Source organism: Ruegeria sp. E1 (genome assembly GCF_056534225.1).
Map to the genome: position 1 here is coordinate 184,524 of NZ_JBQFPE010000002.1, position 25,560 is coordinate 210,083.

General features: G+C 56.4%; 22 protein-coding genes. 11 read left to right on the forward strand and 11 right to left on the reverse strand.

What is annotated here, in order from left to right; genetic code table 11:
• Positions 1 to 14: 14 nt before the first annotated feature.
• The 5 genes from ACR0FG_RS02820 to ACR0FG_RS02840 all read right to left on the reverse strand — a co-directional run bounded on the left by ACR0FG_RS02820 (position 15) and on the right by ACR0FG_RS02840 (position 6,982).
• On the reverse strand, positions 15 to 1,820 hold the full coding sequence (locus ACR0FG_RS02820) for an ABC transporter ATP-binding protein (protein WP_480889862.1): 1,806 nt from the start codon (positions 1,818 to 1,820) through the stop codon (positions 15 to 17).
• A gap of 1 nt (position 1,821) precedes the next feature.
• A complete protein-coding gene (locus ACR0FG_RS02825) occupies positions 1,822 to 2,751 on the reverse strand; it encodes an ABC transporter permease subunit (protein ID WP_480889864.1) in 930 nt (309 codons plus the stop codon).
• Positions 2,752 to 2,761: 10 nt separating this feature from the next.
• Positions 2,762 to 3,685 carry an oligopeptide ABC transporter permease OppB gene (gene oppB, locus ACR0FG_RS02830; RefSeq protein WP_480889865.1) on the reverse strand — a complete coding sequence of 308 codons (924 nt, stop codon included), beginning with the start codon at positions 3,683 to 3,685 and terminating at the stop codon, positions 2,762 to 2,764.
• Positions 3,686 to 3,750: 65 nt separating this feature from the next.
• A complete protein-coding gene (locus tag ACR0FG_RS02835) occupies positions 3,751 to 5,379 on the reverse strand; it encodes a peptide ABC transporter substrate-binding protein (protein WP_170710732.1) in 1,629 nt (542 codons plus the stop codon).
• A gap of 367 nt (positions 5,380 to 5,746) precedes the next feature.
• Positions 5,747 to 6,982: a lytic murein transglycosylase gene (locus tag ACR0FG_RS02840; RefSeq protein ID WP_480889867.1), complete on the reverse strand. Its 1,236-nt coding sequence runs from the start codon at positions 6,980 to 6,982 to the stop codon at positions 5,747 to 5,749.
• A gap of 284 nt (positions 6,983 to 7,266) precedes the next feature.
• Between ACR0FG_RS02840 and ACR0FG_RS02845 the strand changes: the two genes are divergently transcribed.
• From ACR0FG_RS02845 to ACR0FG_RS02870, 6 genes are read left to right on the forward strand one after another with little or no spacing between them, the layout of a single operon-like run.
• Positions 7,267 to 8,070 (forward strand): cytochrome ubiquinol oxidase subunit II family protein, encoded by an 804-nt coding sequence (locus ACR0FG_RS02845; RefSeq protein WP_480889870.1) that lies wholly within the window; start codon positions 7,267 to 7,269, stop codon positions 8,068 to 8,070.
• Positions 8,067 to 10,157, forward strand: coding sequence for a cbb3-type cytochrome c oxidase subunit I (locus ACR0FG_RS02850; RefSeq protein WP_480889871.1), 2,091 nt, complete (start codon positions 8,067 to 8,069; stop codon positions 10,155 to 10,157). The genes ACR0FG_RS02845 and ACR0FG_RS02850 overlap by 4 nt, the downstream gene beginning before the upstream one ends.
• Entirely contained in the window at positions 10,154 to 10,786 is a 633-nt protein-coding gene (locus ACR0FG_RS02855; RefSeq protein ID WP_170710729.1) for a cytochrome c oxidase subunit 3, read from the forward strand. The genes ACR0FG_RS02850 and ACR0FG_RS02855 overlap by 4 nt, the downstream gene beginning before the upstream one ends.
• Entirely contained in the window at positions 10,779 to 11,105 is a 327-nt protein-coding gene (locus tag ACR0FG_RS02860) for a cytochrome o ubiquinol oxidase subunit IV (RefSeq protein ID WP_480889873.1), read from the forward strand. Before ACR0FG_RS02855 ends, ACR0FG_RS02860 begins: the two co-directional genes overlap by 8 nt.
• Before the next feature lie 30 nt (positions 11,106 to 11,135).
• Positions 11,136 to 12,119 carry an HlyD family secretion protein gene (locus ACR0FG_RS02865; RefSeq protein ID WP_480889876.1) on the forward strand — a complete coding sequence of 328 codons (984 nt, stop codon included), beginning with the start codon at positions 11,136 to 11,138 and terminating at the stop codon, positions 12,117 to 12,119.
• On the forward strand, positions 12,116 to 13,636 hold the full coding sequence (locus ACR0FG_RS02870) for a DHA2 family efflux MFS transporter permease subunit (RefSeq protein ID WP_480889878.1): 1,521 nt from the start codon (positions 12,116 to 12,118) through the stop codon (positions 13,634 to 13,636). Before ACR0FG_RS02865 ends, ACR0FG_RS02870 begins: the two co-directional genes overlap by 4 nt.
• On the opposite strand, the gene ACR0FG_RS02875 is transcribed toward ACR0FG_RS02870, so the two are convergent.
• Together ACR0FG_RS02875 and ACR0FG_RS02880 are read right to left on the reverse strand one after the other, a co-directional pair.
• Complete coding sequence (locus ACR0FG_RS02875; protein ID WP_480889879.1) at positions 13,633 to 13,995, reverse strand: fluoride efflux transporter FluC; 363 nt, start codon at positions 13,993 to 13,995, stop codon at positions 13,633 to 13,635. The two genes, ACR0FG_RS02870 and ACR0FG_RS02875, sit on opposite strands and share 4 nt — an antisense overlap.
• Positions 13,992 to 14,399, reverse strand: a complete 408-nt coding sequence (locus ACR0FG_RS02880; RefSeq protein ID WP_480889881.1) for a fluoride efflux transporter FluC — start codon at positions 14,397 to 14,399, stop codon at positions 13,992 to 13,994. The genes ACR0FG_RS02875 and ACR0FG_RS02880 overlap by 4 nt, the downstream gene beginning before the upstream one ends.
• A 222-nt stretch (positions 14,400 to 14,621) precedes the next feature.
• Between ACR0FG_RS02880 and ACR0FG_RS02885 the strand changes: the two genes are divergently transcribed.
• The 3 genes from ACR0FG_RS02885 (at position 14,622) to ACR0FG_RS02895 (ending at position 18,794) form a co-directional block, all read left to right on the forward strand.
• Positions 14,622 to 16,202 carry an FMN-binding glutamate synthase family protein gene (locus ACR0FG_RS02885; protein ID WP_480889883.1) on the forward strand — a complete coding sequence of 527 codons (1,581 nt, stop codon included), beginning with the start codon at positions 14,622 to 14,624 and terminating at the stop codon, positions 16,200 to 16,202.
• 61 nt (positions 16,203 to 16,263) lie between these two features.
• Complete coding sequence (locus ACR0FG_RS02890; RefSeq protein WP_480889886.1) at positions 16,264 to 16,803, forward strand: RNA polymerase sigma factor; 540 nt, start codon at positions 16,264 to 16,266, stop codon at positions 16,801 to 16,803.
• Positions 16,800 to 18,794 (forward strand): vWA domain-containing protein, encoded by a 1,995-nt coding sequence (locus tag ACR0FG_RS02895; protein ID WP_480889887.1) that lies wholly within the window; start codon positions 16,800 to 16,802, stop codon positions 18,792 to 18,794. Before ACR0FG_RS02890 ends, ACR0FG_RS02895 begins: the two co-directional genes overlap by 4 nt.
• A 39-nt stretch (positions 18,795 to 18,833) precedes the next feature.
• On the opposite strand, the gene ACR0FG_RS02900 is transcribed toward ACR0FG_RS02895, so the two are convergent.
• From ACR0FG_RS02900 to ACR0FG_RS02915, 4 genes are read right to left on the reverse strand one after another with little or no spacing between them, the layout of a single operon-like run.
• Positions 18,834 to 19,490: an ABC-type transport auxiliary lipoprotein family protein gene (locus tag ACR0FG_RS02900; RefSeq protein WP_480889890.1), complete on the reverse strand. Its 657-nt coding sequence runs from the start codon at positions 19,488 to 19,490 to the stop codon at positions 18,834 to 18,836.
• Positions 19,487 to 20,803 (reverse strand): MlaD family protein, encoded by a 1,317-nt coding sequence (locus tag ACR0FG_RS02905; RefSeq protein WP_480889892.1) that lies wholly within the window; start codon positions 20,801 to 20,803, stop codon positions 19,487 to 19,489. The genes ACR0FG_RS02900 and ACR0FG_RS02905 overlap by 4 nt, the downstream gene beginning before the upstream one ends.
• Positions 20,804 to 20,808: 5 nt before the next feature.
• A complete protein-coding gene (locus ACR0FG_RS02910) occupies positions 20,809 to 21,618 on the reverse strand; it encodes an ABC transporter ATP-binding protein (protein ID WP_480889894.1) in 810 nt (269 codons plus the stop codon).
• Position 21,619: 1 nt separating this feature from the next.
• Positions 21,620 to 22,744: an MlaE family lipid ABC transporter permease subunit gene (locus tag ACR0FG_RS02915; RefSeq protein WP_480889895.1), complete on the reverse strand. Its 1,125-nt coding sequence runs from the start codon at positions 22,742 to 22,744 to the stop codon at positions 21,620 to 21,622.
• A 210-nt stretch (positions 22,745 to 22,954) separates the two neighbouring features.
• On the opposite strand from ACR0FG_RS02915, the gene ACR0FG_RS02920 reads away from it, so the two are divergent.
• Together ACR0FG_RS02920 and ACR0FG_RS02925 are read left to right on the forward strand one after the other, a co-directional pair.
• Entirely contained in the window at positions 22,955 to 24,850 is a 1,896-nt protein-coding gene (locus ACR0FG_RS02920; RefSeq protein ID WP_480889897.1) for a PAS-domain containing protein, read from the forward strand.
• Positions 24,850 to 25,551 carry a response regulator transcription factor gene (locus ACR0FG_RS02925; protein WP_480889899.1) on the forward strand — a complete coding sequence of 234 codons (702 nt, stop codon included), beginning with the start codon at positions 24,850 to 24,852 and terminating at the stop codon, positions 25,549 to 25,551. The genes ACR0FG_RS02920 and ACR0FG_RS02925 overlap by 1 nt, the downstream gene beginning before the upstream one ends.
• Positions 25,552 to 25,560: the final 9 nt, after the last annotated feature.

The window sequence follows — 25,560 nt, forward strand, 5'->3', positions numbered from 1 at the left end:
TCGGGGCTGCTTGTCTACGGTTTAGCCATGATTGCTTCAAGCGGATCATGTTCGGCAACGAAGTGATCCGGGGCGACCTCGCTAAGCTTGGGAATGTAATCCGTTTGACCTGCATCCATACGGCTGGGCAGGAACCGCAACGCGGCCTTCGGATCCATGGGCGAAGGCAATTCTCCCGGTAATTTCAACCGCTGACGGCTGCGTTCCACATCCGGGTCGGGGATTGGAACGGCCGAAATCAGCGATTGGGTATAGGGGTGAATTGGCTTTGAACAGATCACTTCGCCATCGCCCAATTCAACGATCCGGCCCAGATACAGGACCATGATGCGGTTTGATACCGCCCGCACCACCGACAGATCGTGGCTGATGAAGATCATCGACAGGCCAAATTCTTGTTGCAATTCGCGCAACAATTCCACGATTTGCGCCTGAATGGACACGTCCAGAGCTGAAACGGCTTCGTCACAGATGATCAGCTTGGGTTTGTTGATCATCGCGCGCGCAATGCCGACCCGCTGATTCTGCCCGCCCGACAGCTCGTGTGGATAGCGGTTGATCATATTCGCCTTAAGACCGACCCGTTCCATCATCTCGGCGACCAGCTTTTTGCGCTCGCGCTCGGTCAGGTCGGGGCGATAGGTTTTCAACGGTTCGGCAATCGAGGCTGAAATGGTCATCCGCGGATCAAGGCTGGCCAGCGGATCCTGAAACACGATCTGCAGGTCCTTGCGGTACTTGTTCAATTCAGACCGCTTCAAGCCAACGATCGGGTGGCCCAGCCAGCTTACATTGCCTGCACTGGGTTCGATCAGTTGCAGAACAGCACGCGCCAGTGTGGATTTGCCACAGCCGGATTCGCCCACCACGCCCAGCGTTTCGCCCTTACGGATGTCAAAACTGACCCCATCGACGGCCTTGAGCGGCACTTTGCGTCCGAACAAGCCGCCCGAGACATGGATCGGAAAGTGGACTTTGACGTCGTCGACTTTCAGCAGAGGCGTGTCATCTTTGCCAAGCGCCTTGGGCGCGTCGCCGGCGTCGATGCGCGGCATCGCATCCAGCAGGGTGCGGGTGTATTCATGCTGCGGCGCGCGGAATACCTCGCGCGTTTCTCCGGCCTCGACGAACTGGCCCAGACGCATGACCTGAATGCGGTCGCACATTCGCGCGACCACGCCCATATCGTGCGTGATCAGAGCAATGGCGGTGCCTTCATCCTTTTGCAAACGCACCATCAGGTCGAGAATGTCGGCCTGTACGGTCACGTCCAATGCCGTTGTCGGCTCATCAGCGATCAGCAGCTTCGGGTTGCACAGCATCGACATGGCGATCATGACCCGCTGGCGCATTCCGCCGGACAACTCATGTGGATATTGATCCAGCCGCCGCTTTGCCTCGGGGATGCGGACACGGTCCAGCCATTCCAGGCATCGGGCCCGTGCGGCAGAACCCTGCAACCCCTCATGCACCTGCAACACTTCGCGCATTTGTTGACCGACCCGCAAATGTGGGGTCAAAGCGGTTAGCGGGTCTTGAAAGATCATGCCGACATCATCGCCACGGATCTGGTTCAGCTTGCTAACAGGCAGGTTCAGAATTTCCTGTCCGTTCAGCATGGCCGACCCCGCCGCGCGCCCGGCAGGTGGCAACAGTCCCATTGCGGCCATGAAGGTCTGGCTTTTGCCTGACCCGCTTTCGCCGACTATGCCCAGACATTCGCCCGGATTGATGTCGAAGCTGATGCCCTTGACGGCTTCGACCACGCCATCAGGTGTGTCGAACTGGACACTCAGGTCTTTTACGGAAAACAGGCTCATATCAGCGATCCTTCGGGTCCAGAGCGTCGCGCAATCCGTCCCCAATGAAGAACATGGTGATGATGATGGCGACGTAGAAAGTCAGGGGGTACATAAGCTGCCACAATGTGCCATAGCCCATTGTCCCGGCTCCTTCAGCGATCAGGCGACCCAGCGAGGTATAGGGTTCCGATATGCCAAGACCCAGGAACGAGATAAAGCTCTCGGTCAGGATCATCTCGGGCACCAGAAGCGAGGCATAGACGATCACGACGCCCAGCAGATTGGGCAGGATGTGGCGGTACATTATCGTGAACTCGCTGACACCTGCGGCGCGTGCAGCCTCAATGAATTCGCGGTTTTTCAGGGTCAATGTCTGTCCCCGCACGATCCGCGACATGGTTAGCCAGCCTACCGCGCCAAGGGCGATGAACAGCATAAAAAACGACCGTCCCGCGACAACCAGCAACAGGATGATGATCAGCGTCGCCGGGATCGCCAGCAGAATGTCGACAAAGCGCATCATGACGCTGTCGGTGCGCCCGCCGATATATCCTGCGGCGATGCCATAGCAGGTTCCCACGATTAGCGCGGTGGCCGCCCCGATCAGGCCGACCAGCAGCGATGTAGTGGTGGCCTGAATGACCCGGCTGTAAAGGTCACGCCCCAGATCATCGACCCCAAAATAGTGTCCGGTTTCAATGGACGGCATACCCATGCCGCGCACATCGCCCATGACGTTCCAGTCGATCTCTTCATTGCTCCAGACAGCAAAATACGGTCCGAAGATCGTAAAGAGAACGATCAGAGTCAGAATGAAGACGCTGGCCATCGCGGCCTTGTTGCGAACAAAGCGCATACGCGCGTCCTGCCACAACGATCGCCCCTGAATGACCGTGTAATCGGTAATGTCCTCGGCCAGATAGGCGGCTTTTTGTGATTTTCCAAGCATCGGTCGCCCCTCAGTAACGGATTTTCGGATCGAACCAGGCGTAGGCCAAGTCGGTCAGCAGGTTCACTACAACGGTCAGAGCGCCATAGAGGATCGTGACCCCCAAAAGCACGGCATAATCGCGCGAAAGGGCAGAGCCCACATAGGCTTGACCCAGACCACCGGTTGAAAAGTAGATGTCGACAAAGACCGAGCCGGTCAGCACGTAGACAAAAACCGGCCCCAGATAAGACACTACCGGCAACAGGGTGGGCTTTAGCGCATGACGCCAGATGACGGTTCTTGTGGGCAGCCCCTTGGCACGTGCGGTTCGGATGAAGTTCGAGTTCAGAACCTCAAGCATCGACGACCGCGTGATCCGCGCAATCGAGCCCATATAGGACGTGGCCAACGCGATCACCGGCATGACCAGATATTGCCATTGGCCCCCATGCCAGCCACCGCCCGGCAGCCAGCCCAGCCACAGTGTGAAGGTCAGGATCAGGATCGGGCCCATGATGAAGTTTGGCAGCGCCTGCGCGGCGATACCCAGACCAACCGCGAAATAGTCGATCCACGAGTTGTGCTTGATCGCGGCAGCGATGCCAAGGCCGACGCCAACACTTGTGGCTAGCAAAAAGGACAGGGTGCCGTAGGTCAGCGAAATCGGAAACCCTTGGGCGATGATGTCATTGACGTCCCGGTCCTTGAACTTGAAGGACGGGCCAAAGTCGAAATGCACCACGATGTTATAGAGATAATCCCAAAGCTGCTTCCACAGCGGCTGGTCCAGCCCATAGCGGGCTTCGATATTGGCCAGAACCTGAGGCGGCAAAGGCCGTTCCGAGGTGAAAGGCCCACCGGGCGCAACATGCATCAAAAAGAAACAGGCGACGATCAGCAACAAGATCGTCGGGATGGCGACCATCAGTCGCCGAAAGCTATAGGCAAGCATTTCATGCCCCCATTATTGGCACTGCCCCGGAATGGCTTCCGGGGCAGTACATGTTCAAAGACGGATTATTCGGCGCGCTTGTACAGGTTTTTCGAGTACCAGTTCTGCTCGACGTTGTTCACCGGCCAGTTCCCAACATCGCTGTCCATCATGTAGACGCCAGCATAGTGGTAGATCGGGATCACAGGTGTTTCCTGTGCGATGATGCGCTCAACTTCGGTGTACAGAGGCGCAGCATCGTTCGATGTTTTCGCCTCGGCCAGCAGTTCATCAACGCGGGCGTTGTTGAACTTGCCGTCATTGTAGCCGGAATCCGACTGCAGCAGGTCCAGGAAGGTGGACGCTTCGTTGTAGTCGCCACACCATGCGCCACGTGCCAGCTCAAAGTTCTGGTTGCCACGCTCTTCCAGGAAGACCTTCCATTCCATGTTCGCCAGCTGAGCGTCCACGCCCAGTTTCTGCTTCCACATCTGGCTCAACGCGACCGCCACTTTCTTGTGGTTTTCTGCAGTGTTGTAGACCATCTCAAAGCTCAGCGGATTGTCTGGGCCATATCCGGCTTCGGCCAGTAGCTCTTTGGCCAGTTCGTCACGCTCGGCCTGGCTCATCGAAGCCATTTCAACCGCAGGAACTGTAAACCCGGCAGTTGCTTCAGGTGCGAACGTATAGGCTTCGGGCTGACCACCAGCCAGTACTTTTTCGGTGATGATCGCGCGATCTACGGCCAGCGACAGGGCTTGACGGACATTGGGGTCTTTGAACGCCTCTGGACCGCTGTCGGACAGGTTGAACGTATAGTAATAGTTGCAAAGGCGTGGGAAGCTGATGGCTTCCTCGGGGTGCTCTTGCTGAAGGCGAGGAAACTGACCAGCAGGAATTTCGGTGCGGTCCAACTCACCTGCCAGATAGCGGGTCAGGGCGACGTTCTCGTCATTGATGACCAGCGCCACAACCTTGTCGATGATGGTGTTGTCGTTATCCCAGTACATCTCATTGCGCTCACGCACAGAACGTTCCTGCGGCAGGTGCTCGGTCAGGATGTAGGCGCCGTTCGAGACGATGTTCTCAGGCTTGGTCCAAGCGTCGCCGAACTCTTCGATCACTTTCTGTGGGGCAGGGAAGGTCGTCGAATGTGTGGTCATTTGTGGGAAATAGGGCAGCGGTGCGCTCAGACGAACCTCAAGGGTTTTGTCGTCGATTGCCTTGACGCCCAGATCATCGACAGATGCGTTGCCTGCGATAATGTCGGCGGCATTCTCGATCGACATCAATTCCATGAACCATGCATAGGGCGAGGAAAGCGCAGGATCGACGGCACGCTTCCAGGCGTAGACAAAATCACCCGCAGTTACCGGGTCACCGTTCGACCATTTTGCGTCGTCGCGCAGCGTGAAGGTATAAACATCCTTGCTGTCGTTTACGGTGTAGCCGGTTGCAACACCAGGTACCAGATTGCCGTCGGCATCTTGATTCATCAGACCTTCGAACAGGTCGCGTACAATTTCAGCGCCGGACACATCTTCAACCACCTGCGGGTCGACCGAGCTGTGTTCGTCAAGAATGCGATAGGTAAAGGTCTGGTCATCAGCCAGCGCTTCGCCGGTTTCCGGGTGGGTGCCAGCGGCCATAGCGGCCCCGGTAAGAAGGGTCGAGGACAGCAGCCCCGCCAGCGATGTGCGAATGATTTTATTCATTTTTCTACTCCCATTTTTGAGGTTGGGGCCTTTGCGTGAAACTGCAAAGAATCGCCCACATTGGTTGTGTGTCCCGTTTTTGCCGGGTTCTGGCTTTGATCTGGATCGTTTTGAATCGCTAAATTCCGGGCGATGTGCCCAGCACTCGGACTACGAAAAACAGAGATACGGAACTGTCACTGCTGCAGAACCTGTCACTTTTTTGTCTCGGTTAAAAGGTTCAGGGTATCAATCGAGGCAAATTGTCTAAATCGAACCGGAGCCCCCCGGAGCTTCGAAAGATTGTTCTGAAACCTGTGCGCACAGCGATATTTTTGAGAAGTGCGTCGGACGGCGCTTGTCGTCTGACTCCCGGCGGGATCACGAATCAGCGAGCCAGTTGGGCTTTCATGGCGGCCTGTGGGAAACAGGTTGGTGCGCGGCCTGAGGCCTCTTGCCAGCGACCGATTGACCGGCGGGTTTTGTATCCGGGCAACCCGTCTGCACCACCAACGTCATGGCCCTGACGTTCCAGCGCCTGCTGCATGGTTGCGATGTCGGATCGATAAAGCTGATCAATTTTACCCCAGCGACCGGCAAAATCGCCTACGCCATATTGAATGCGGTCGCCCACGTGACCAACGAACAGCGCATACAGATCGCTGGTGTTGTAGTCCTTCAGAACATAAAAATTCGGCGTGACAATGAAGGCGGGGCCGCTGCGACCGGCTGGCATCATCAGATACCCTTCTGCCGCCAGTTCATGCGCCGGAAAGGGCCTTCCTGAAACCCGCGTGATCCCCATCGCTACCCAATCCGCGATGGACCGACCTTGATCAGGGCCTTCCAGCGCACAGGATACGGAGTGGGGAACGGTGACTTCAAACCCCCAATCGCGACCCGAAACCCAGCCGTGCCGGGCCAGGTAGTTCGCAATCGATGCGAGGGTATCGTCGGCTGAATTCCAGATGTCGGCGCGACCGTCACCACTGCCATCGGCGGCGTAGGTCAGGAAATTCGATGGCATGAACTGAGGTTGCCCAAGCGCCCCGGCCCAGCTGCTTTTGAGCCCTCGCGCAGGGGCATGTCCGGCCTCGGCGATCTGTAGTGCCGCGATCAGTTCCTGTTCGAAGTAGGCTGCACGTGTACTCATGAAGCCTTTGGTTGCCAGTACCTGAAAGGCGTCGTGGCGAATGGGAACCTGACCATATCCGCTTTCACGCCCCCAGATTGCGAGAATGATCCGCGCTGGCACACCGGTTTGCGCCTCGACCCGAGCTAACGTCGCGGCATGGCGCCTAGCCATTTTCTTTCCAACCGCGGTCGCACCCTGCACCGAATTAGCGTTGAAATATCGAGCCGGAGAGCCGAATTCGGCTTGTTTCTGCGTCTTGGGCGCGTTTGTCTGATGCCCCGGAGGCACCAGATCAGGAAGCTTCCAATTCAGCGTCACGCCATCAAAAGCCCGGTCCATTGTCTGCCTGGATACGCCCTTTGCGCGGGCCTGAGGCCAGACTGTATCCTGCAACCAGATTTGAAACTGCCGTTCAACCGCTGCGCGATCCTGAGCAAAAGCAGTCGCGGATAAAACCATCAGTCCAAGGGTGCATAGAAATACGCGCATTGATTAGGGTGTCACCCGAGGCGCGGCTTATGTCAACAGGCGGGTTGGCATCGGAAAGTGCTTGAGAATTTGCCAGACTCTGTCGATAGTTGTCCACAATCAAGGGCAACATAGGACAGGCAGGCGTGAGCGTTTTCAGAATGCCCCACGCGGCAGTGCCGATACTGGCAACTGCGGCAATGATCCTTGCAACGGCACAGATGGCCGGGGCGAGCGATAGTTTTATGGACCCGCAAGGCCCGATTGCGGCCGTTCAGAGAACGCACCTGATCCGCGCGACCCTCTTGATCCTGATTGCCGTTGTCCCGGTTCTGGTTTTGGTTCCTTTGATCGCATTGCGCTACCGCCGTCGAAAGAACAGTCAAGCAGCTTACCGACCCAACTGGGATTTTTCCGGCCCCCTGGAATTTATGATGTGGGGTGTCCCGGTAGTCATCGTGGCGATCCTGTCTTTTTATCTTTGGAAGGCGACCCATCGCCTTGATCCATATGCCGCACCGTTCGGCGAGGAACCAGCGGTACAAGTCCAGGTTGTCGGTTTGGATTGGAAATGGCTGTTCATCTACCCCGAACTGGGGATCGCCAGCGTCGGGGAACTGGGTATTCCGGTCAATCGACAAGTGGCGATGACGTTGACGACCGATACGGTCATGCAATCTTTCATGATCCCAGCCTTGGCGGGTCAGATCTACGCGATGCCAGGAATGACCACGCAACTGCATCTGGTCGCGGAAGCGCCAGCGACAATGCAGGGTGAAAATACACAATATAACGGGCGCGGATTTACCAAGCAGAAATTTTTGACCCAAGCTATGTCGCCCGAAGATTTCGATGCTTGGGTTTCAAGCGTACGAGCTAATGGCAGACCGTTGACTGAAGAAACTTACAAAATTCTGGCAATGCGCACGGATCGGGATGAGGTTCAGGCGGCGCTCGGGACGCCGCAAATGCCGCTTAGGGCGCTTTATTTCACGCTTGAGGACGGTGATCTGTTTCACTCGATCCTGCATCGTTATCACAGCGGGGAGCCACTGCCGATAGACCAGCAACCCGGAACAACCGAATACGGGCAGGAGGTGAGCCAATGATAGCCTCCGAGTCCGGCTTCTTTGGTCGCCTCAGCTGGGATGCGTTTCCGGTGGTGGGCCTGATCCAGAACCCCAGCGCGAATGAAATCGTCGCCAACGCGGCAGCGGCCATCGTGGTCGTCGGTGTCGTTGTCGTGGTCAGCTTGCTGAGTTGGTTCCGCCTTTGGGGGCCATTATGGCGAGACTGGTTGACCAGTGTCGATCACAAGAAGATCGGTATCATGTATATCGTTTTTGCAATCGTGATGCTTGCACGGGGTGTTCTGGAAGGTGTTGTGATGCGGGCCCAACAGGCCGCTGGCCCGGGCGAGGGGTTTCTGGAAGCCGAACATTTCGCAGAACTGTTCAGCACTCACGGCACCATCATGATTTTCTTTGTCGCGGTGCCGTTTGTCTTTGGTATCGCGAACTTTGTCGTGCCGCTGATGATCGGGGCGCGGGATGTCGCGTTCCCTCGTATGAATCAGATCAGCCTTGGTCTGACCGTATCGGCGGGCATGATGCTGATGGTTTCACTGGTTGTGGGCCGGTTTTCCACAGGCGGCTGGACCGCCTATCCCCCCTATACCGGTGCCGCCTTTAACCCCGGAGTGGGGCCGGATTACTGGATCTGGGCCATTGTTGTGTCAGGGATCGGGACAACGCTGACCGGTATCAATTTTGCAGTCACCATTTATAAAATGCGCGCGCCGGGGATGGGTTTCATGCATCTGCCGATGTATTGCTGGACGATCATCTGCAGCTCGATCCTGATCATATTCGCTATGCCTCCTTTGGGGGTCGCAGCGCTGTTGCTGGCGGCGGATCGTTATCTGGATTTCCACTTCTTCACCAACGACCTTGGCGGCAACATGATGAACTACGCCAACCTTTTCTGGCTGTTCGGCCACCCCGAGGTCTATCTGTTGGTCCTGCCAGCCTATGGCATCTACTCCGAGATTTTTGCGACGTTTTCAGCCAAGCGGCTCTATGGCTATAACTCTCTGGTCATCGCGACCATGTCGATCGCGGTGTTGTCCTTTACGGTCTGGCTGCACCATTTTTTCACCATGGGGCAAAGCGCATTGATCAACGCGGTGTTCGGGATCGCCACGATGCTGATCGCGATCCCAACAGGCGTAAAAGTCTATGATTGGATGGCGACGCTCTGGCGTGGGCGCATTCGGTTCTCGGTTCCGATGCTTTACGGGCTTGCTTTTCTGATGCTGTTTGTCATTGGCGGGCTCAGCGGCGTGATCCTTGCGAACCCGACCGTGGACTATCAGGTTCACAATACGCTGTTTCTGGTGGCCCATTTTCACAACGTGTTGCTGCCCGGTGTATTGTTCGGACTGCTTGCGGCCTATAACTATTGGTTCCCCAAGGCGTTCGGCTTTCGTCTGAATGAGTTCTGGGGTCGGGTGACGGTCGCCCTTTGGACAGTTGGGTTCATGCTGACCTTCATGCCGCTCTATTTCGTTGGTCTGATGGGAATGCCGCGCCGGTCTTACAGTTGGGAGGACCCAAGCTTTCACCCCTACATGATCGTTGCTGTTTTGGGTGCGCTTGTCATTCTGGGTGCTCTACTCTCGGTATTGGTGCAGCTTTGGATCAGCATCCGGGATCGTGAAAAGACCCGTGTGCTGGTGGGTGATCCGTGGGACGGTCGCACCCTGGAATGGTCGATCCCGGCACCCCCACCGCCCTACAATTTTGCCATTATCCCTCAGGTGACAGACCGGGATGATTTTGCCGCCGCCAAGCAGGGGGGCAGAGCCTATGTGACGCCGGATGCTTACGAGGACATCGAAATCCCGCGTAATACCGGCATCGGGTTCATTCTCTGTGTGCTCAGTGGCGTCTGGATGTTTGCGCTGGTCTGGTGGATCTGGTGGTTGGCTATTCTCATGACCGTTCTGATGATCCTCGCTCTGATTGTCTGGAGTTTTGAAACCGACTCTGAACTCACGATCCCGGCCGAAGAAGTGCGGAAAGATCATGAGGCTTGGCTGAAGGCAGCACATGAGGCACAGCCTGTTGATCGCGATCACGAGACAGCGCCCGAAAATCAGGGCCTCGCGCGACCGGATTTGGAGGCTGTCACATGAGACGCGCACCTTCCCACAGCTATCCCGGTCTGAACCTTGGTGAGGATCACGCCAGCGCGGATAAATTTTCCGAGGTTGTAACCTTTGGCTTCTGGGTCTTCTTGATGAGCGATCTGGTCTATTTCGGACTGATGTTCGCCATCTACATCACGATGATCGACGCACAGGCAGGCGGGCCGGGTCCGCATGAGCTTTTCGACCTTCACAGTGTCTTTGCGCAAACCCTGATCCTGTTGACCAGCAGCCTGACCGTGGGGCTGGCGATGCTGGCGCTGAAATACAACTTGCCGCGGGCCCGCATTGTATTGTGGTTCGGAGTGACACTGGTGCTGGGCCTCAGCTTTCTGGTGCTTGAGATCCGCGACTTCATGAACATGGCCGCGCAGGGCGGTATCCCGCAGCGTAGCGGTTTTCTGTCGGCGTTTTATGGTCTGGTGCCGCTGCACGGGTTGCACGTCGCGGCGGGCTGTCTGTGGTTGATCGTGCTGGGTATTCAGTTGCGGATGTTTGGCCTGACCGATCTGTTGATGTCACGCGTCGTCAGACTAGCGCTGTTCTGGCACTTCCTTGATCTCATTTGGATCGGCATCATCACTATCGTGTATTTCGGAGGGTTGGCTTATGGATAGACGCGCCGAACTGCACCGCCGCGAACGTCGCCGTTATGTGATTGGATATGGCGGTTCACTGCTTTTGACTTTGGTGGTGTTCTCCATCGCTTATCTGTTTGGTTTCGAAACCCCGGGCGTCTACATGGCCATCGGCCTGTTGGGGTTGGCGCAACTGGTCGTGCAACTGGTCTATTTCCTGCATATCGACCGACGACGCAGCAGCCGCGAGGATCTAGACCTGATCCTGTTTTCCACACTGGTTTTGCTGATCATCATCGGCGGAACGGTTTGGATTTTGGGCAATCTGGCACTGCGGATGCACATGCACGCGATGTGATGATCCATCTTTGCTGAAAGGAAACGGCTGATGAAATCCTTCAAGGCAATTGCGGCAACTGCTATACTTGTTGTCATAGTTGGGGGATTGCTTCTGTTTTGGCGTCATCAAGATCGATACCCCTCAACCCAGGATGCCTATATCGGCGCCAACATTATTTATGTCGCGGCACAAGTGACTGGTCAGGTGTCCAAGGTTGATGTTTCCGAAAACCAACCGGTCAAAGCAGGTGATCTTCTGTTCACCATCGACAAAACTCAGTTCAAAGCCTCGGTAGATCAAGCAAAGGCCAACCTGGATAGCGCAGTTCAGCAAGCGGACTCCTTTTCCAATCAAATACCAGCTGCCGAAGCTGCAGTCGCAAGTGCCACGTCTTTCTATGAGACAGCACAGAGCAATCTGGAACGCGCCAGAGCTTTGTTCTCGGACGGAGATTTGGCGCAGGCATCACTAGATCAGACAACATCCGAATTTGCGCAGGCCTCGGCTCGGCTGACGACGAGCAAGTCTGAGCTAGCAGCCTTGCAAAGCGGATTGGAATCCCGACAGGACAATGTTCTGGCCTCACAAGCTGCGCTCGAAATTGCGCAGGCTGATCTGGCATGGACAGATGTCTATGCGTCTGCCGATGGCTGGATCGCCAATTTGACCCTAAGGCCGGGATCGTCTGTGGCGGCCAATGCACCACAGTTTTCCATAATCGAGTCTTCCGACTGGTGGATCGACGCAAACTTCAAAGAGACCTCTTTGCCCCGTATCCGCCCCGGTCAGCCCGTCACGGTTCAAGTCGATATGTTGCCGGGTATCAAATTGACGGGGAAGGTAGCCTCGATCGGGCGCGGATCCGGGGATACGTTTTCTCTGCTGCCCTCCGAAAACTCGAGCGGCAACTGGGTCAAGGTAACGCGCAGGTTCCCCGTGCGTATTCAGCTTGATCCGACCGACGCACCCCTGCGGGTCGGCGGAAGCAGCAAGGTTGTGGTCGATACAACTGCGGATCAGGCTGCGAAATGACCTCGGTGGCGGTCAGCCATGTCAACCCGGTGATCGTGGTCGCTGTGGTTCTAAGCGCCATTCTGGAAGTGTTGGACAGCACAATTGTCAACGTCGCGCTGCCGCATATTCAGGCCGCGTTTGGAGCGACAACAGATCAGGCAACGTGGATACTCAGCAGCTACATCGTATCCGCCGTGGTCATCATGCCGTTGACGGGTTTTGTTGCCCGGCGCGTTGGACGTCGTCGCCTGATCCTGACAGCGATCACAGGCTTTGCGACCATGTCCGTAATGTGTGGCCTGTCCTGGAGCCTTGAGACCATCGTGGCCTTTCGACTGGCACAGGGCATGTTCGGGGCCTTTCTGATCCCTTTGTCGCAGTCCATTTTGTTTGACGCTTACCCGCGTGAAAAACGCGGGCAGGCGATGGCTGTGTTCGGACTGGGCGTTGTCGTTGCACCCGTTCTGGGCCCGACGGTGGGTGCCATCCTGACCGAGTATTTTTCCTGGCGGATGGTGTTCTTTGTAACTTTGCCCGTCGCCGCTATGGCCCTGCTTTTGCTTGCCGGAGAACTGCCAGAGGACAAAACGGAACAGGTCATAATCGACTGGAAGGGACTTGCTCTGCTGGCCGTGGGCATTGGGTGCCTTCAGTTCATGCTGGATCAGGGTCAAACGCTGGACTGGCTGTCCTCACATGTCATTCAGGTCGCGCTGATCGCATCGTTTTTGGGAGTGATTGCATTTGTCACTCATGTCCTGACGTCAAAACACCCAGTTGTTGATCTCAGGTTATTTGCTGATCGCAATTTTGCACTGTGCAATCTGATCATCGCAGGGTTTGCGATTTCGCTGTTTGGCGGCATCGCGATTCTGCCGACACTTGTTCAATCGCTGTTGAACTATCCGGTTATCGAATCCGGGCATCTGTTCATTCCGCGCGGCATAGCTGCCGGAGTGTCGATGGTCGCCACCGGAGCGGTTCTAGTTTCGCGTTTTGATCCAAGGGTGCTGGCGGGAATTGGGATGTTGTTGACGGCGGTTGGGAACTTCATGATCGGAACGCTCAACCTGAATGCAGGCTTTTGGCAACTGGCCTGGCCGGGGGCGATCAGTGGCCTTGGGATGGGTCTGGTTTTTGTGCCCATGTCGATCCTTGCGTTCGAAAGCATCAGCAAGACACGGCAGGACGAAGCATCGGGCCTGTTCAACGTGACCAGACAGCTTGGTTCATCAGTTGGCATCTCACTGGTCGGAACTTGGGTCGTGCGCGGGTTGCAGATCAATACGGCAGAACTCAATCAGAATGTGACACCTTATAATCCGGCGGCACAGGCTTACCTCCAGCCACTTGGTCTCACTCCGGACAGTGCTGAAGGCGCGGCAATTCTAGCCCAGGAGATTTCGCGCCAGGCCGAGATGATTTCGTATCTGACCGTGTTCAACAATCTTGGTCTTCTGGCCTTGGCCACGATTCCTCTGCTGTTTTTCTGCAAAGCCCCCAAACCCGGCGCACAAGCCGCCGTCGCACATTAGCGCGTCACTAGCAAACCCAGCCACAGGGCGATCCAGCACAAAGCAAGGCTGAGCAGGATGTTCCCTGCCGCGAGGGCGATGGTTCGGTTCCGGTGCAGTTCCAACGTTTGGTACGCAAAGCTGGAAAAAGTGGTGAAGCCGCCACTGAATCCGAAGACAAGCCGCTTCTCCTCTTCCCCCATTTCGACGGAGCCGCCCAGGAATCCGATCCAAAGGCCCAGAATAAGGCTGCCCAGCACGTTCACGAAAAGCGTGGCGTAAGGCAGATCATGTGTCACTCGCAGCGCCAGCCAATGCCGCGTGACTGCGCCAAGGCCGCCGCCAAGGGCGAATATGGCGTGCAGGTAGAACCCGGTCATGATGGCGTGCCTTCGGGGTGCAACCGTCGGCCAAGCGCCTCGCCAAGGATTGCCGCACCTATGCCCAGGGCGATTTCCGCAAGAATTGCGACAGCGACAGCCGCGCCGCCCGTTGCGGCGAGACGCTCCAATTCGGCGACAAAGGATGAAAAGGTGGACAGACCGCCGCAAAAGCCGACCGCGCCCAGATGCAGGACATGGGCGTGCACCTTGTGGCGTATGGAATAGAGCCAACCGAGAATGAAACAGGCAACGACGTTGATGCCAAAAGTTGCGGTCAGAAAAGGCGCGCCGGGTATTTCCAACGCAAACGCTTCGCGCAGCAAAGATCCTGCCGCTCCGCCGACAAAGACGGCACCATACATCAAAGTCCGCTGTTTGGCGGCAAGTGCCGGGTTTGCCACTTAGATTGTTCCTGCTCTGACCTGCGTTGCTTTGGGCATATCGGTTGAGCGTTTTACGATCAACCGCTGAGCAGCGGTTCAATAAATCGCTCGGGTTACCGGGCATGTGGACAAATGCTTGCACTCAAAAGGCAATCTGTTCCACCTTTGGGGAAAGGATGGGCAGTTTTGCCCGATCCAACCAGGCCGCACTTTGCTTGGCGGTGTCCAAGGAGATTAGGAATGATTGTACGCAGGATTTATTATGGGCTGACCTATGTGGTTTTGCCGCTGACGGTTGTTTTGGGATACTTCTGGTCCCCTGCAAATTGGTTGCTGGTTTTCCTTGTGCCATACGCGGTGGTTGGTCTTTACGACATGCTGACCACCAAGCATAACGTACTGAACAATTATCCGGTTTTGGGTCATTTCCGCTATATGCTGGAATTCGTCAGCCCCGAAATCCGCCAGTATTTCGTCGAAACCAACGAAAGCGGGCGGCCGTATAATCGGATCATTCGCAGTCTGGTTTATTCTCGCGCAAAAGGTCAGGTGGATACGCAGGCCTTTGGAACTCAGTACGACATAATGACCGTGGGTTACCATCGCGCAGATCATTCTCTGGCCCCCAAACATGTCGACGAAAGCGAAGAGCGGGTGATGCTGGGGGGGCCGCAATGCGAAAAACCCTATAGCGCATCTCGTTTGAATGTCTCTGCCATGAGTTTTGGTGCGCTCAGCGCAAACGCGATCCGAGCCCTCAACGGTGGGGCAAAAGATGGCGGTTTTGCGCATAACACCGGCGAAGGCGGATTGTCTCCGCACCATTTGGCAGAGGGCGGCGACATTATCTGGCAGATCGGTACCGGCTACTTTGGGTGCCGAACGCCCGAAGGTGGGTTCGACAAGGATGCTTTTGCCGAGAAGGCGCAAAAGGATGTGGTCAAAGCGATCGAGATAAAGCTGTCTCAAGGCGCGAAACCCTCACACGGAGGCGTACTACCTGCGGCAAAGGTAGACGAAGAGATCGCTGAAATTCGCGGTGTCCCTTTGCATCAGGATGTTATTTCACCACCCATTCATTCGGCGTTTGATGGCCCAACCGGATTGATGGAATTTGTTCAGCATCTGCGTGAAATGTCGGGTGGCAAGCCTGTTGGGTTCAAACTGTGTATCGGAAAGCGGTCAGAGTTCATGGCGATCTGTAAGGCGATGCTGGAAACCGGTATTCTACCGGATTTCATCACCGTTGACGGTGCCGAAGGTGGCACTGGGGCAGCCCCGGTTGAGTTTACGAACCGCTTGGGCGTACCCGCAAACGAGGCGTTGATATTTGTGAACAACTGCCTGCACGGTATCGGCGTTCGCGACAAAATTCGTGTCATCAGTTCTGGCAAAATAGCGACAGGCTTTGACATGGTTGAGAAATTCGCGCTCGGCGCGGATATGTGCAACGCAGCGCGCGCCATGATGTTTGCGGTGGGGTGCATTCAGGCGCTGCATTGCAATACCAACCGCTGTCCTTCAGGCGTGGCAACGCAGGATCCGATCCGGGGCAGGGCGGTGAACATCCCGGAAAAGCGTCAGCGTGTACACCGTTTCCACGACGCGACACTCGAAAGCTTTCGCGAGATACTTGGCGCCATGGGTAAGTCCACCGTTGCCGAACTGCGCCCGGTGGATATCCGCCGTAGAATGGCGGATGAGGGCGAAAAGTCCTACGCCGAACTGTATGACTTTCTTGAAGACGGGGCATTGCTAGGGGACAACGTGCCATCCAGCTTTGCCGCGGATTGGAATGCGGCGACAGCAGGACATTTTTAGAAAAATATTTGCTCTCACCAAGGATTGGCAACTGGCCTGCGTCTTATAGTCTGAGATGCGTATGATGACCTCGGATGAAGACATGGCCAAAGCGGCTGCAAATGGCGACGCCGACGCGTTTGCCACGTTGTTGTCTCGTCACTACGACCGCATGTACCGGTTGGCTTTCCGCCTGACCGGCAAAGCAGAGCTGGCAGAGGATCTGACACAGGATATTTGTGCCGCTTTGCCAGCAAAGATGTCGGGTTATCGCGCGCAAGCCCGGTTTACCACGTGGCTGTATCGCGTCGTCGTCAACGCGGTGCAAGACATGCGCCGCCGCCAGTCTGCGCATGATCGGGCGGCGGCAGGCTGGGGCGATGTCGAACAGTTGCGCCGTGCCGAAGCTGTCGAGACTGCTGCCGCGCTGGACTGGTTGCAACAGGCAATGTGTGCGTTGCCAGAAGACTTGCGAGACACGCTGGCGCTGACACTTGATCAAGACATGACGCACGCGCAAGCCGCCGAGGTTCTGGGTGTATCGGAAGGTACGATTTCCTGGCGAATGTCAGACGCACGAAAACGCCTGCGGGCGATGAAAGAAAAGGAGCTTACCCGATGAGTGATGAGCTCGACGATCTGAAAAAACTGATGGGATATGCGACCCCGGCACCGGATACTGCGTGCAAGGCACAAAATCTGGCACGGGCGCAGGAAAAATTCGAGCAGCTCCAAGGATCGCATGTTCAGGCGCGTCCTACTGACAAGCGCGGCCGACTGGCCCGCCTGACAGAAGGAGCGAAATCTATGTTGAACACGTTAACGCATCGCGGTGCCTTAACCGCGACCACAGCTATTGCAGCCGTTGCCCTTGTGATGATTGTCCCGCAGATGAGGGAAGTCGCCGAAAAGCCATTGTCCCTTGGTGGAGATCGCCCGAGCGAACCACAAGCCGTCGCCGAAGCGGATGCCGAGATTGCCGAATTCCAACTGGAAGAACCTGTGGTCGAGGCTCCGGTCATTGTTCAGAATGAGCTTGCGGATGTTACGCCATCGGATGCGCCAGAGCTACACGCAACTGGCGATTTGCTGGCTGTGTCACCCGCGCCAAAACAACGTCTTCAAGGTTTGGGAAATAGCCGATCCAATAGTTTGAGTCTGGACGGAGGGTCTGCGCGATTTGGTCTGGCTCATTCTGAGGAAAGAGCTATCCCAGAGCAAAACACTGAAACCTTCTCAAACGCCGAAACAAATCCGTTGAAAATCACGTCGGAAGAGCCGGTATCGACCTTTTCGATCGATGTGGATACGGCCTCGTATTCAATTGTCCGCTCGTCACTGATGCGTGGCCAATTGCCACCAAGAGATGCCGTGCGGGTCGAAGAGATGGTGAATTACTTCCCCTATTCTTATCCTGCACCCGAAGGTGGCGCGCCGTTCCGTCCAACGATCACGGTCTCTCCGACACCCTGGAATGAGGGAACGCAACTGGTGCATATCGGCGTTCAGGGTGCGCTGCCAGAGATCGAGAGTCGGCCAGCCCTGAACCTGGTGTTCCTGGTCGACACCTCGGGTTCGATGCAAGACCCGACCAAATTGCCTTTGCTGAAACAGTCGTTTCGCCTGATGCTGTCCGAATTGCGGCCCGAGGATCAGGTTTCGATTGTCACTTACGCAGGCAGCGCGGGTCAGGTCTTGGAACCCGTCTCAGCTGCAGAGCGCACCACGATCCTTGCAGCGCTGGATCGGTTGGAGGCTGGTGGCTCAACCGCTGGTCAGGCGGGTCTGCAACAGGCCTATCAGGTCGCCGAAGGCATGGCAGATGAAGGTGAGGTCACGCGTGTGATCCTTGCGACCGATGGTGATTTCAACGTTGGTCTTTCAGATCCCGAAGCATTGAAAGACTACATTTCCGGTAAACGTGACAGCGGGACTTATCTGAGTATCCTGGGCTTTGGGCGTGGAAATCTGGATGATGCGACCATGCAGGCGTTGGCTCAGAACGGAAATGGTCAGGCTGCTTATATCGACACGCTCAGCGAAGCGCGGAAGGTATTGGTAGACCAGCTCACTGGTGCTTTGTTCCCCATCGCCAATGACGTCAAAATTCAGGTCGAGTTCAATCCGGCCCAGATCGCTGAATACCGCTTGATCGGCTACGAAACCCGCGCGTTGCAGCGCGAAGATTTCAGCAATGACAAGATCGATGCAGGCGATATCGGGGCCGGGCACAGTGTTACTGCAATCTACGAAGTAACCCCCGTTGGCTCGGACGCAATTCGCAACGGACCTTTGCGATACGCCGCAAGTCCCGCATCGGACGGATCCGATGAAATTGGCTTTTTCAAACTGCGCTACAAGGCGCCGGGAATGACAGAAAGCCAATTGATCGAACAACCGATCCTGCAAGAGCAGGGGATGATCACGGACGACGTGGAGTTTTCCTATGCCATTGCCGGCTTCGGGCAGGCGCTGCGCGGCGGAGAATATCTGGAGGATTGGTCATTTGCCGACGCAATCGCGCTTGCCAGTGGCTCCAAGGGCGCAGACCCGTTCGGATACCGGGCCGAGGCGGTGACGCTTATGCGGTTGGCTGAAACTCTTTCGCAGTGACAAAGTATCCGGGCTGCCTTGCGGTGGCCCGGAACCATATCAACCAGCTGTGTTTCTGGGATTGTTGGTACTGTGGTTATGAATTCTGCGTATGCTCCATTCCACAGCATCGCGCATCGTGTCCCCCAGCGCTTCATCATAGGCGACCACAAGATCCGGCGTGTTATCCGTAGCGGCCATCACGTTTTCTTCGAACGAGGCCGAGGCAATGATCTTATCGTCGTATTCGTCGATGACTTTGATGTTGATCCGAACCTTGATCTGCACCGTTTTGCCGTTGTCCGTTTCTCCGATTACATGGCCCTGAAATTCGCGCAGATCAGGGGCGATAACATAGTCAGGGCGCAGGCCCACGGTTGAACGCCCGACGGCGGCAACCTTGTTGGTGTTCTCAAAACTCTCGATTAACAAAGACTGCACAATGATTGGGGCCCGGTCGGCCCATCTGGCCCGCGTCAGATACTGGACCTGCAAGGGCGTTGGCTGGATGGCAATCTGATCGGTGTTGACGGCAGCCGTTGCCGTTGGTTCCTGAACGACGATCTGTTTTTGCACGCGAGGCAGCGATGAAGAAAACGTGCTTTTGGGCGTCAGTAGGTAAAGATCGTTGGGTTTTGACGCCTGGCGCAAAGTCCCAAGACCGGTGCATCCCGTCAGAGCGGCCAAAGTTGCAATCACGAAAATGGGCCGGATCATTGGCGAAACTCCGATGCTTGGGTGCCTAAGAGAAAGCGGGCCGGGTCACGTTCGACCCTGTCGACCAGCCGGTCCAGACTGATAACCAGACGTTGGGATTCCTCGACGAACCGGATGAACTGAGGCAGGCCAACGCGCAGGAAATCCGAAACCTGACGGCGATTGTCCTGAACGATTCCATCCACTGTGCCAAGTAGTTCCGAAGCGGATTTGGACGCGCTTAGAATATCGTCCGATATCTGATCGATCTTCTCGGTGACGCCCGAGACCGTATCCGCTACCTGCTTGGCCGCATTGCTGATGTCCTTCGCGACCGGCCCGATATCCGTATCGAGAACTTCGTTCGCCGAGTCGAAGGCACGTTTCGCCGATGCCAGGGCGCCGTTGGCCGTCTCCATCGCAGTCGTGATCGACCCAAGCGTTGTGTTTGCGTTTGAAACGGTTTCGGTGATCACACCCAGAGAATAGCTGCCCTCTTCTGTCAGAGCAGACAAGCGTTCAGCAAGCTGCGTTCCCTTTTCGACAAACGGCCGGATATCCTGCTGAATGACCTTGTCCGCATTGGTAATGGCGGTGTTGGCTGTTTCCAGCGTGATCTTTGCTGTTTCAGACGCATCCTTGATACTGTTCAGGGTGTCAGTACCCGTTGTCAGGGTCGTCTGGGCGGTAGCGACCAGCGGGTCCAGTTTTTTGGTGAATTCGCCAATATCCTTGGCGGCATTTCCCAGATCGCTGGACAGAGATTCAAAATCAGAAAGGGTTTTGTCCAGCTTGCCGGATGCTTCCGCGAGGTTCCCCAAGATGTTGGAAACCGCCTTTCGGTTTTCGTCGTCTACCACTTTATTGAGATCCTCAAGCAGGCTAAGGGCCTTATCCAGAACCTGCGGCGCGCCCTCTAACAGAGATTGGATCGGGCTACGTTTGCTTTGGATCACGCTGTTCTGCGGCAAACGCTCTGCGTTCACTGACCCGCCCGACAACTCGACATAGGCAACCCCGGTGACACCCAAAGATTGCAGCTGTGCGATGGTGTCCTTGGTAACTGGAATATCGGCGTCGACTTCAAGGCGCACGCGAACTTTCGAGGGGTCGTCATCGTCCAGCTTCAGGGATATGACCTGTCCGACCGGCAAACCGTTATAGTTGACACCACCTGCAGCCGACAGGCCCGAGACGTTGTCGAACAACACATCGTAATAGGCATATTGCCGAGTGACCTCGAATTTGGCGAGCCACAGGAAAAAGCCGAATACGCCCAGAATACCCGCCAGAGTAAACGCACCGATCAGAATGTAGTTTGCACGGGTTTCCATCGACTCTACCTGTCCTGCCCCTTTTGTTGCGCCGCGCGGGCCCGGGGGCCGGTGAAATATTCCTGCACCCAAGGATGATCGACCTTGGTCATCTCTTCAATCGGACCTTCAACCAACACGCGTTTTTCCGCAAGCACGGCGATGCGATCACAAATCGCGTACAGACTGTCCAGATCGTGCGTGACCATGAAGACAGTCAATCCCAGCGCCTGCTGTAGTTCCCGGATCAGATCGTCGTAGGCGGCCGCTCCGATTGGGTCCAAACCTGCGGTTGGTTCATCCAAAAACACGATTTCCGGATCAAGCGATAGGGCGCGCGCCAGTGCTGCCCGCTTGCGCATTCCACCAGAAAGTTCTGACGGAAACTTGCTGCAACTCAATTGTGGTAGCCCAACAAGACTGATCTTGAGGCCCCCAAGCGCTTTCATGAGGTTTTCGCTTAGACCCGTGTGTTCGCGCAATGGGGCCATCACGTTCTGCAAAACGGTCAGGGATGAAAAAAGCGCCCCGTCCTGAAACGCGACCCCCCAACTTTTTTCGATCCGTTTCCGTTCGCTTTCCGGACCGTTCAGAACATCGACACCCAGAACTTCGATGCTGCCATTGGCTGGGCGGTTCAGGCCGACAATTGTGCGCAAAAGAACCGACTTCCCGGTGCCCGAGCCGCCAACGACCCCCAAAACCTCGCCGCGCCAGACATCAAGGTTCAGGTTGTCGTGCACAACCTGTTCACCAAACCGATTGGTCAGGTTGCGGACACGGATGACAGCCTCACGCTGCACGGCGATGTTTTGCTCCAGGGTCGCTCCGTCCATGTCAGACCCCCAATTCCGAGAAAAAGATGGAAAACAGCGCGTCGATTGCGATGACCATAAAGATTGATTGCACGACCGAGGCCGTGGTTCTCTGACCGACGCTTTCCGATGATCCTTTGACCTGCATGGCTTGCCAGCACGAGATGACGCCGATCACCAGTGCAAAAAATGGGGCTTTGATCAGACCGATGGCCAATTGCCAGACATCGGTGCTTTCCTTCAGGCGCGTCAGGAACATGCCGGGGCTGATGCCCAGATCGATCCAGCTCATCAATGCGCCGCCGAACAGGCCCGCGATATCTGCAATGAACCCCAGAATGGGCAGCATGATCAACAACGCCAGAACCCGCGGCACCACCAGCACTTCGATCGGGTCCAGCCCCAACGTGCGCATGGCATCTATCTCTTCCTGAACCTTCATCGACCCGATCGAGGCGGTAAAGGCCGATCCCGACCGACCCGCTACGATGATTGCTGTCAGCAAAATCCCCAACTCGCGTAGCACCGAGATCGAGATCAGTTCCACTACGAAAATCTCGGCACCGAACTGTTTCAACTGGGTGGCCCCTTGAAAGGCCAGAACAACGCCGATCAGAAACCCCATGAGCGAGACAATGGGCAGAGCTTTGAACCCGGCCTGCTCCATCTGCGACACCAACGCTGCCCGGCGCAGGCGCCATGGCATGATCAGCGTCCGGAACAGCCGATGCAGTGTAAGACCCAGAAATTCAAGAACAGAAAGCGTATCTTTCCATGCGCCGACGGTGCGCTCTCCCAGTCGGGCCAGCCATTCAACCGCACCGCGCGGTGGCTCTTGCGCGCCAACAGCTTCCGGGATGTTCTGTGCGACCGTCTCAATCAGTGACGCATGTGCTTCTTGCACCCCTTCAAGCCGCACCTGCGCACCGCTATCCCGAATCCGGCGTTCCAGATCCGCAACCAGCCATGCACCGCCGGTATCCAGCGATTGAACTCCGGTCAGATCGACCACCATATCGGTGCCGTCGGTCCGGAGACTTCTGAACGCGTTCTCGACGCTCTCCAACGATTGAGTCCGCAGGTCGCCCGCAATGCGAATGCAGACGCCCTCAGAAGTTTGATCCGAGGTAATCGTTGGCTGGGTCATGCCGGTATGTGATGTGAAAAGTCCTGTGGCTGCAATGGGTTTGTTCAACCAGACCGGGATTTCATCGCGATAATTGCGGCAGCGATACAATTGCACCGGTCTGGATCGTGCACACTTTTCCGCGTCAAGTACTATTCGGTTGCACCAACCGCGCAACCTCTTACACCTGGGCTTGTCGGGATGCTAGGGATGTATGCAGGGGGGATCGACTTGGAAATAAGTGAGCAGCGCATCAAGGCGATGACAACCGCCGGTCTGAATCTGATCGGGCAGGCTTTGTCGATCTACGACAGTGCGCTCAGGCTGGTTCAATGCAATGCCCGCTTTCAGGAAATGTTCGACCTGCCGGATGAACTGGTCCAACCAGGCGCGCGGTTTCACGACACGATCCACTTCCTGGCCAAACGTGGAGAGTATGGTGAGGTAGATCAGGTTGATGATCTGGTTCGTCAGCGCGTCGAGCAGGCCCTTACGTTCGAGCCGCATTATATAGAACGCATTCGCCCCAACGGGCAGGTGATCTCGGTCGAAGGTGCGCCGCTGCCAACCGGGGGGTGGGTCGCCGTCTATACGGATATTACCCGGACCAAACAGGCCGAAGATCTGTTGCGCGCGCGGTCCGAGGAACTGTCGGAACAACTACTGGGCCGCGCCGAGGAGCTTTCTGCCACCAACCGAAAGCTGGCTGCCACGATCAAAGCGCTTGAAGAGGCCAAACGCCAACTGACCGAGATCGAAGCGCGCACGCGTCTGACGACCGAAATGATGCCGGCCCATATTGCGCATCTGGATGCAGAGGGGCGATATGATTATTCGAACCGCCGTCTGAGTTCGGTGATGCCCGGCCGTCCATCCGAAATTCTGGGTCTACATATATCTCAGGCATTAGGGGCGGGCGCTTATCAGCGGGTCAGGCCCAATCTGCAGCGCGCTTATGATGGCAACACCTCGGTGTTCGAGTTTACCGAAGATCAGGATGCGCGACGTTTGAGGGTCTCGTTCACTCCGGACGGGCAGGGCGGTGTCTATGTCATGTCGGTCGATATCACCGAAGAGACGCAGGCCCGTGTCGCCCTTCAGCAAACCCGACGCCGCGCAATGGCGGCACAGATGACCAGCGGGCTGGCCCATGATTTCTCCAATCTGCTGACAATCATTTTGGGCATGCAGTCACGGCTGGAGAAAATGAATTTGCCGGACGAAGCACGCGAGCTAATCACCGCGACGCAGTCCACCGCGCGCCGTGGTGGGCAATTGCTGAACCGTATCGCCGACATGACCGGGAACCGCACGCCGCAACCCAAAGCCACCGATATGCGTGGATTGATGGAAGACCTGCGGATATTGGCCTCACCATCGCTACCGCGCGGTATGGGCCTGTCGGTTGTCAACACGTTGCCTGACGAAGCTCTTATGCTGGACCCGGGGATGGTGCAGGACGCTTTGCTGAACCTTGTGCTGAACGCCCGTGATGCCTGCGGCAGTTCGGGGCAAATCACCATCAGTGCCCATAAGATCGGGTCAATCTGGGTGGAAATCACGGTTTCGGATACGGGCCCGGGTTTTTCGCCCGAGGCACTGGACAAAGCTTTGAATCCGTTCTTCACGACCAAGGGCAGCGATGGATCGGGCCTGGGATTGCCCATGGTGTATGACACGGTGAAACTTGCCGGGGGCGATCTGAACCTGCGCAATACCTTATCGGGTGCATCGGTTGTTTTGCGATTGCCTTACCGACCTGCACCCCCCCTTCAGGAGGGGCTTGTCCTGCTGGTCGAAGACAGTGACGACCTGCGGCGTCATTTCCGGGATATGCTGGTTGATCTGGGATTTTCGGTGATCGAGGCGACGTCGAGCGACGAAGCACTGGCGTTGGTCGCGGATATTGACGAAATCGCACTTGTTCTTTCCGATATCCGTCTGGAGGGTGGCGGCACCGGGATCGATTTGTTGAATAAACTTAAACCGGGCCTGGCCTGTATATTGATGACATCATTGCCGTATTCCGATCCGTTGCACCGGCAGGCCCTTGCCCTTGCGCCGGTTTTGCGCAAACCGTTTACGCGGGCGCAACTCTCCGCCCTGATCCGAACCGAGGCCGCCTGATGACCCAACCTCTGGTGACTATCCTTGACGACGAACCCGAAATCCGGCGCATTCTAACGGAAGCTCTGGAAGAAGCGGGGTTTCGGACGCAGAGTTTTTCGCGCGCCCGTGAATTTGAGGCCTCACTGAACCGAGTAACCCCGGATGTATGCCTTGTTGATCTATCTTTGCCCGATACAGATGGTTTGGCGCTGGTGCATCGGCTTGCACTGGAACAGGGGGCCGCTGTTATTATCATCTCAGGTCGGGCGCAGGTGCAGGACCGCGTTACGGGGTTGGAGCTTGGGGCGGATGATTATATCACCAAGCCCTTTGATCCTGCCGAGGTTGTTGCGCGCATCCGCGCGCGCCTTCGGTCCGCTCGACCAGCGGTCCAAAATTCCGAGAAGGCACGTTTCAATGGCTGGACAGCACATTTCGACCGCTATGTTCTTGTAGATGCTTCCGGTGCCGAGACCCAGTTCAGCCATGCTGAAGGCGAAGTATTGCGCCTGTTTCTGGAAAGCCCGAAGCGGCTGATCAGCCGCGCCCGAATGCAAGAGATGCTGGGCGGAGGGGCCGGAGACAGTTTCGATCGTGCGATGGATGTGCGCATCTCGCGTCTGCGGACAAAGCTGGACGAGGACCCGAAAAACCCGCGGCTTATCAAGACGATCTATGGGGCAGGGTATATCTTTCTTGGGGAAGTTGAATGGGTCTGACCGGATTTC

What these genes read in the sequence shown, in the direction of transcription:
- ACR0FG_RS02820 (WP_480889862.1), bottom strand. Translation starts at nt 1,820, where the DNA reads ATGAGCCTGTTTTCCGTAAAAGACCTGAGTGTCCAGTTCGACACACCT.
- ACR0FG_RS02825 (WP_480889864.1), bottom strand. Translation starts at nt 2,751, where the DNA reads ATGCTTGGAAAATCACAAAAAGCCGCCTATCTGGCCGAGGACATTACC.
- oppB (WP_480889865.1), bottom strand. Translation starts at nt 3,685, where the DNA reads ATGCTTGCCTATAGCTTTCGGCGACTGATGGTCGCCATCCCGACGATC.
- ACR0FG_RS02835 (WP_170710732.1), bottom strand. Translation starts at nt 5,379, where the DNA reads ATGAATAAAATCATTCGCACATCGCTGGCGGGGCTGCTGTCCTCGACC.
- ACR0FG_RS02840 (WP_480889867.1), bottom strand. Translation starts at nt 6,982, where the DNA reads ATGCGCGTATTTCTATGCACCCTTGGACTGATGGTTTTATCCGCGACT.
- ACR0FG_RS02850 (WP_480889871.1), top strand. Translation starts at nt 8,067, where the DNA reads ATGATAGCCTCCGAGTCCGGCTTCTTTGGTCGCCTCAGCTGGGATGCG.
- ACR0FG_RS02855 (WP_170710729.1), top strand. Translation starts at nt 10,154, where the DNA reads ATGAGACGCGCACCTTCCCACAGCTATCCCGGTCTGAACCTTGGTGAG.
- ACR0FG_RS02860 (WP_480889873.1), top strand. Translation starts at nt 10,779, where the DNA reads ATGGATAGACGCGCCGAACTGCACCGCCGCGAACGTCGCCGTTATGTG.
- ACR0FG_RS02865 (WP_480889876.1), top strand. Translation starts at nt 11,136, where the DNA reads ATGAAATCCTTCAAGGCAATTGCGGCAACTGCTATACTTGTTGTCATA.
- ACR0FG_RS02870 (WP_480889878.1), top strand. Translation starts at nt 12,116, where the DNA reads ATGACCTCGGTGGCGGTCAGCCATGTCAACCCGGTGATCGTGGTCGCT.
- ACR0FG_RS02875 (WP_480889879.1), bottom strand. Translation starts at nt 13,995, where the DNA reads ATGACCGGGTTCTACCTGCACGCCATATTCGCCCTTGGCGGCGGCCTT.
- ACR0FG_RS02885 (WP_480889883.1), top strand. Translation starts at nt 14,622, where the DNA reads ATGATTGTACGCAGGATTTATTATGGGCTGACCTATGTGGTTTTGCCG.
- ACR0FG_RS02890 (WP_480889886.1), top strand. Translation starts at nt 16,264, where the DNA reads ATGATGACCTCGGATGAAGACATGGCCAAAGCGGCTGCAAATGGCGAC.
- ACR0FG_RS02895 (WP_480889887.1), top strand. Translation starts at nt 16,800, where the DNA reads ATGAGTGATGAGCTCGACGATCTGAAAAAACTGATGGGATATGCGACC.
- ACR0FG_RS02900 (WP_480889890.1), bottom strand. Translation starts at nt 19,490, where the DNA reads ATGATCCGGCCCATTTTCGTGATTGCAACTTTGGCCGCTCTGACGGGA.
- ACR0FG_RS02905 (WP_480889892.1), bottom strand. Translation starts at nt 20,803, where the DNA reads ATGGAAACCCGTGCAAACTACATTCTGATCGGTGCGTTTACTCTGGCG.
- ACR0FG_RS02910 (WP_480889894.1), bottom strand. Translation starts at nt 21,618, where the DNA reads ATGGACGGAGCGACCCTGGAGCAAAACATCGCCGTGCAGCGTGAGGCT.
- ACR0FG_RS02915 (WP_480889895.1), bottom strand. Translation starts at nt 22,744, where the DNA reads ATGACCCAGCCAACGATTACCTCGGATCAAACTTCTGAGGGCGTCTGC.
- ACR0FG_RS02925 (WP_480889899.1), top strand. Translation starts at nt 24,850, where the DNA reads ATGACCCAACCTCTGGTGACTATCCTTGACGACGAACCCGAAATCCGG.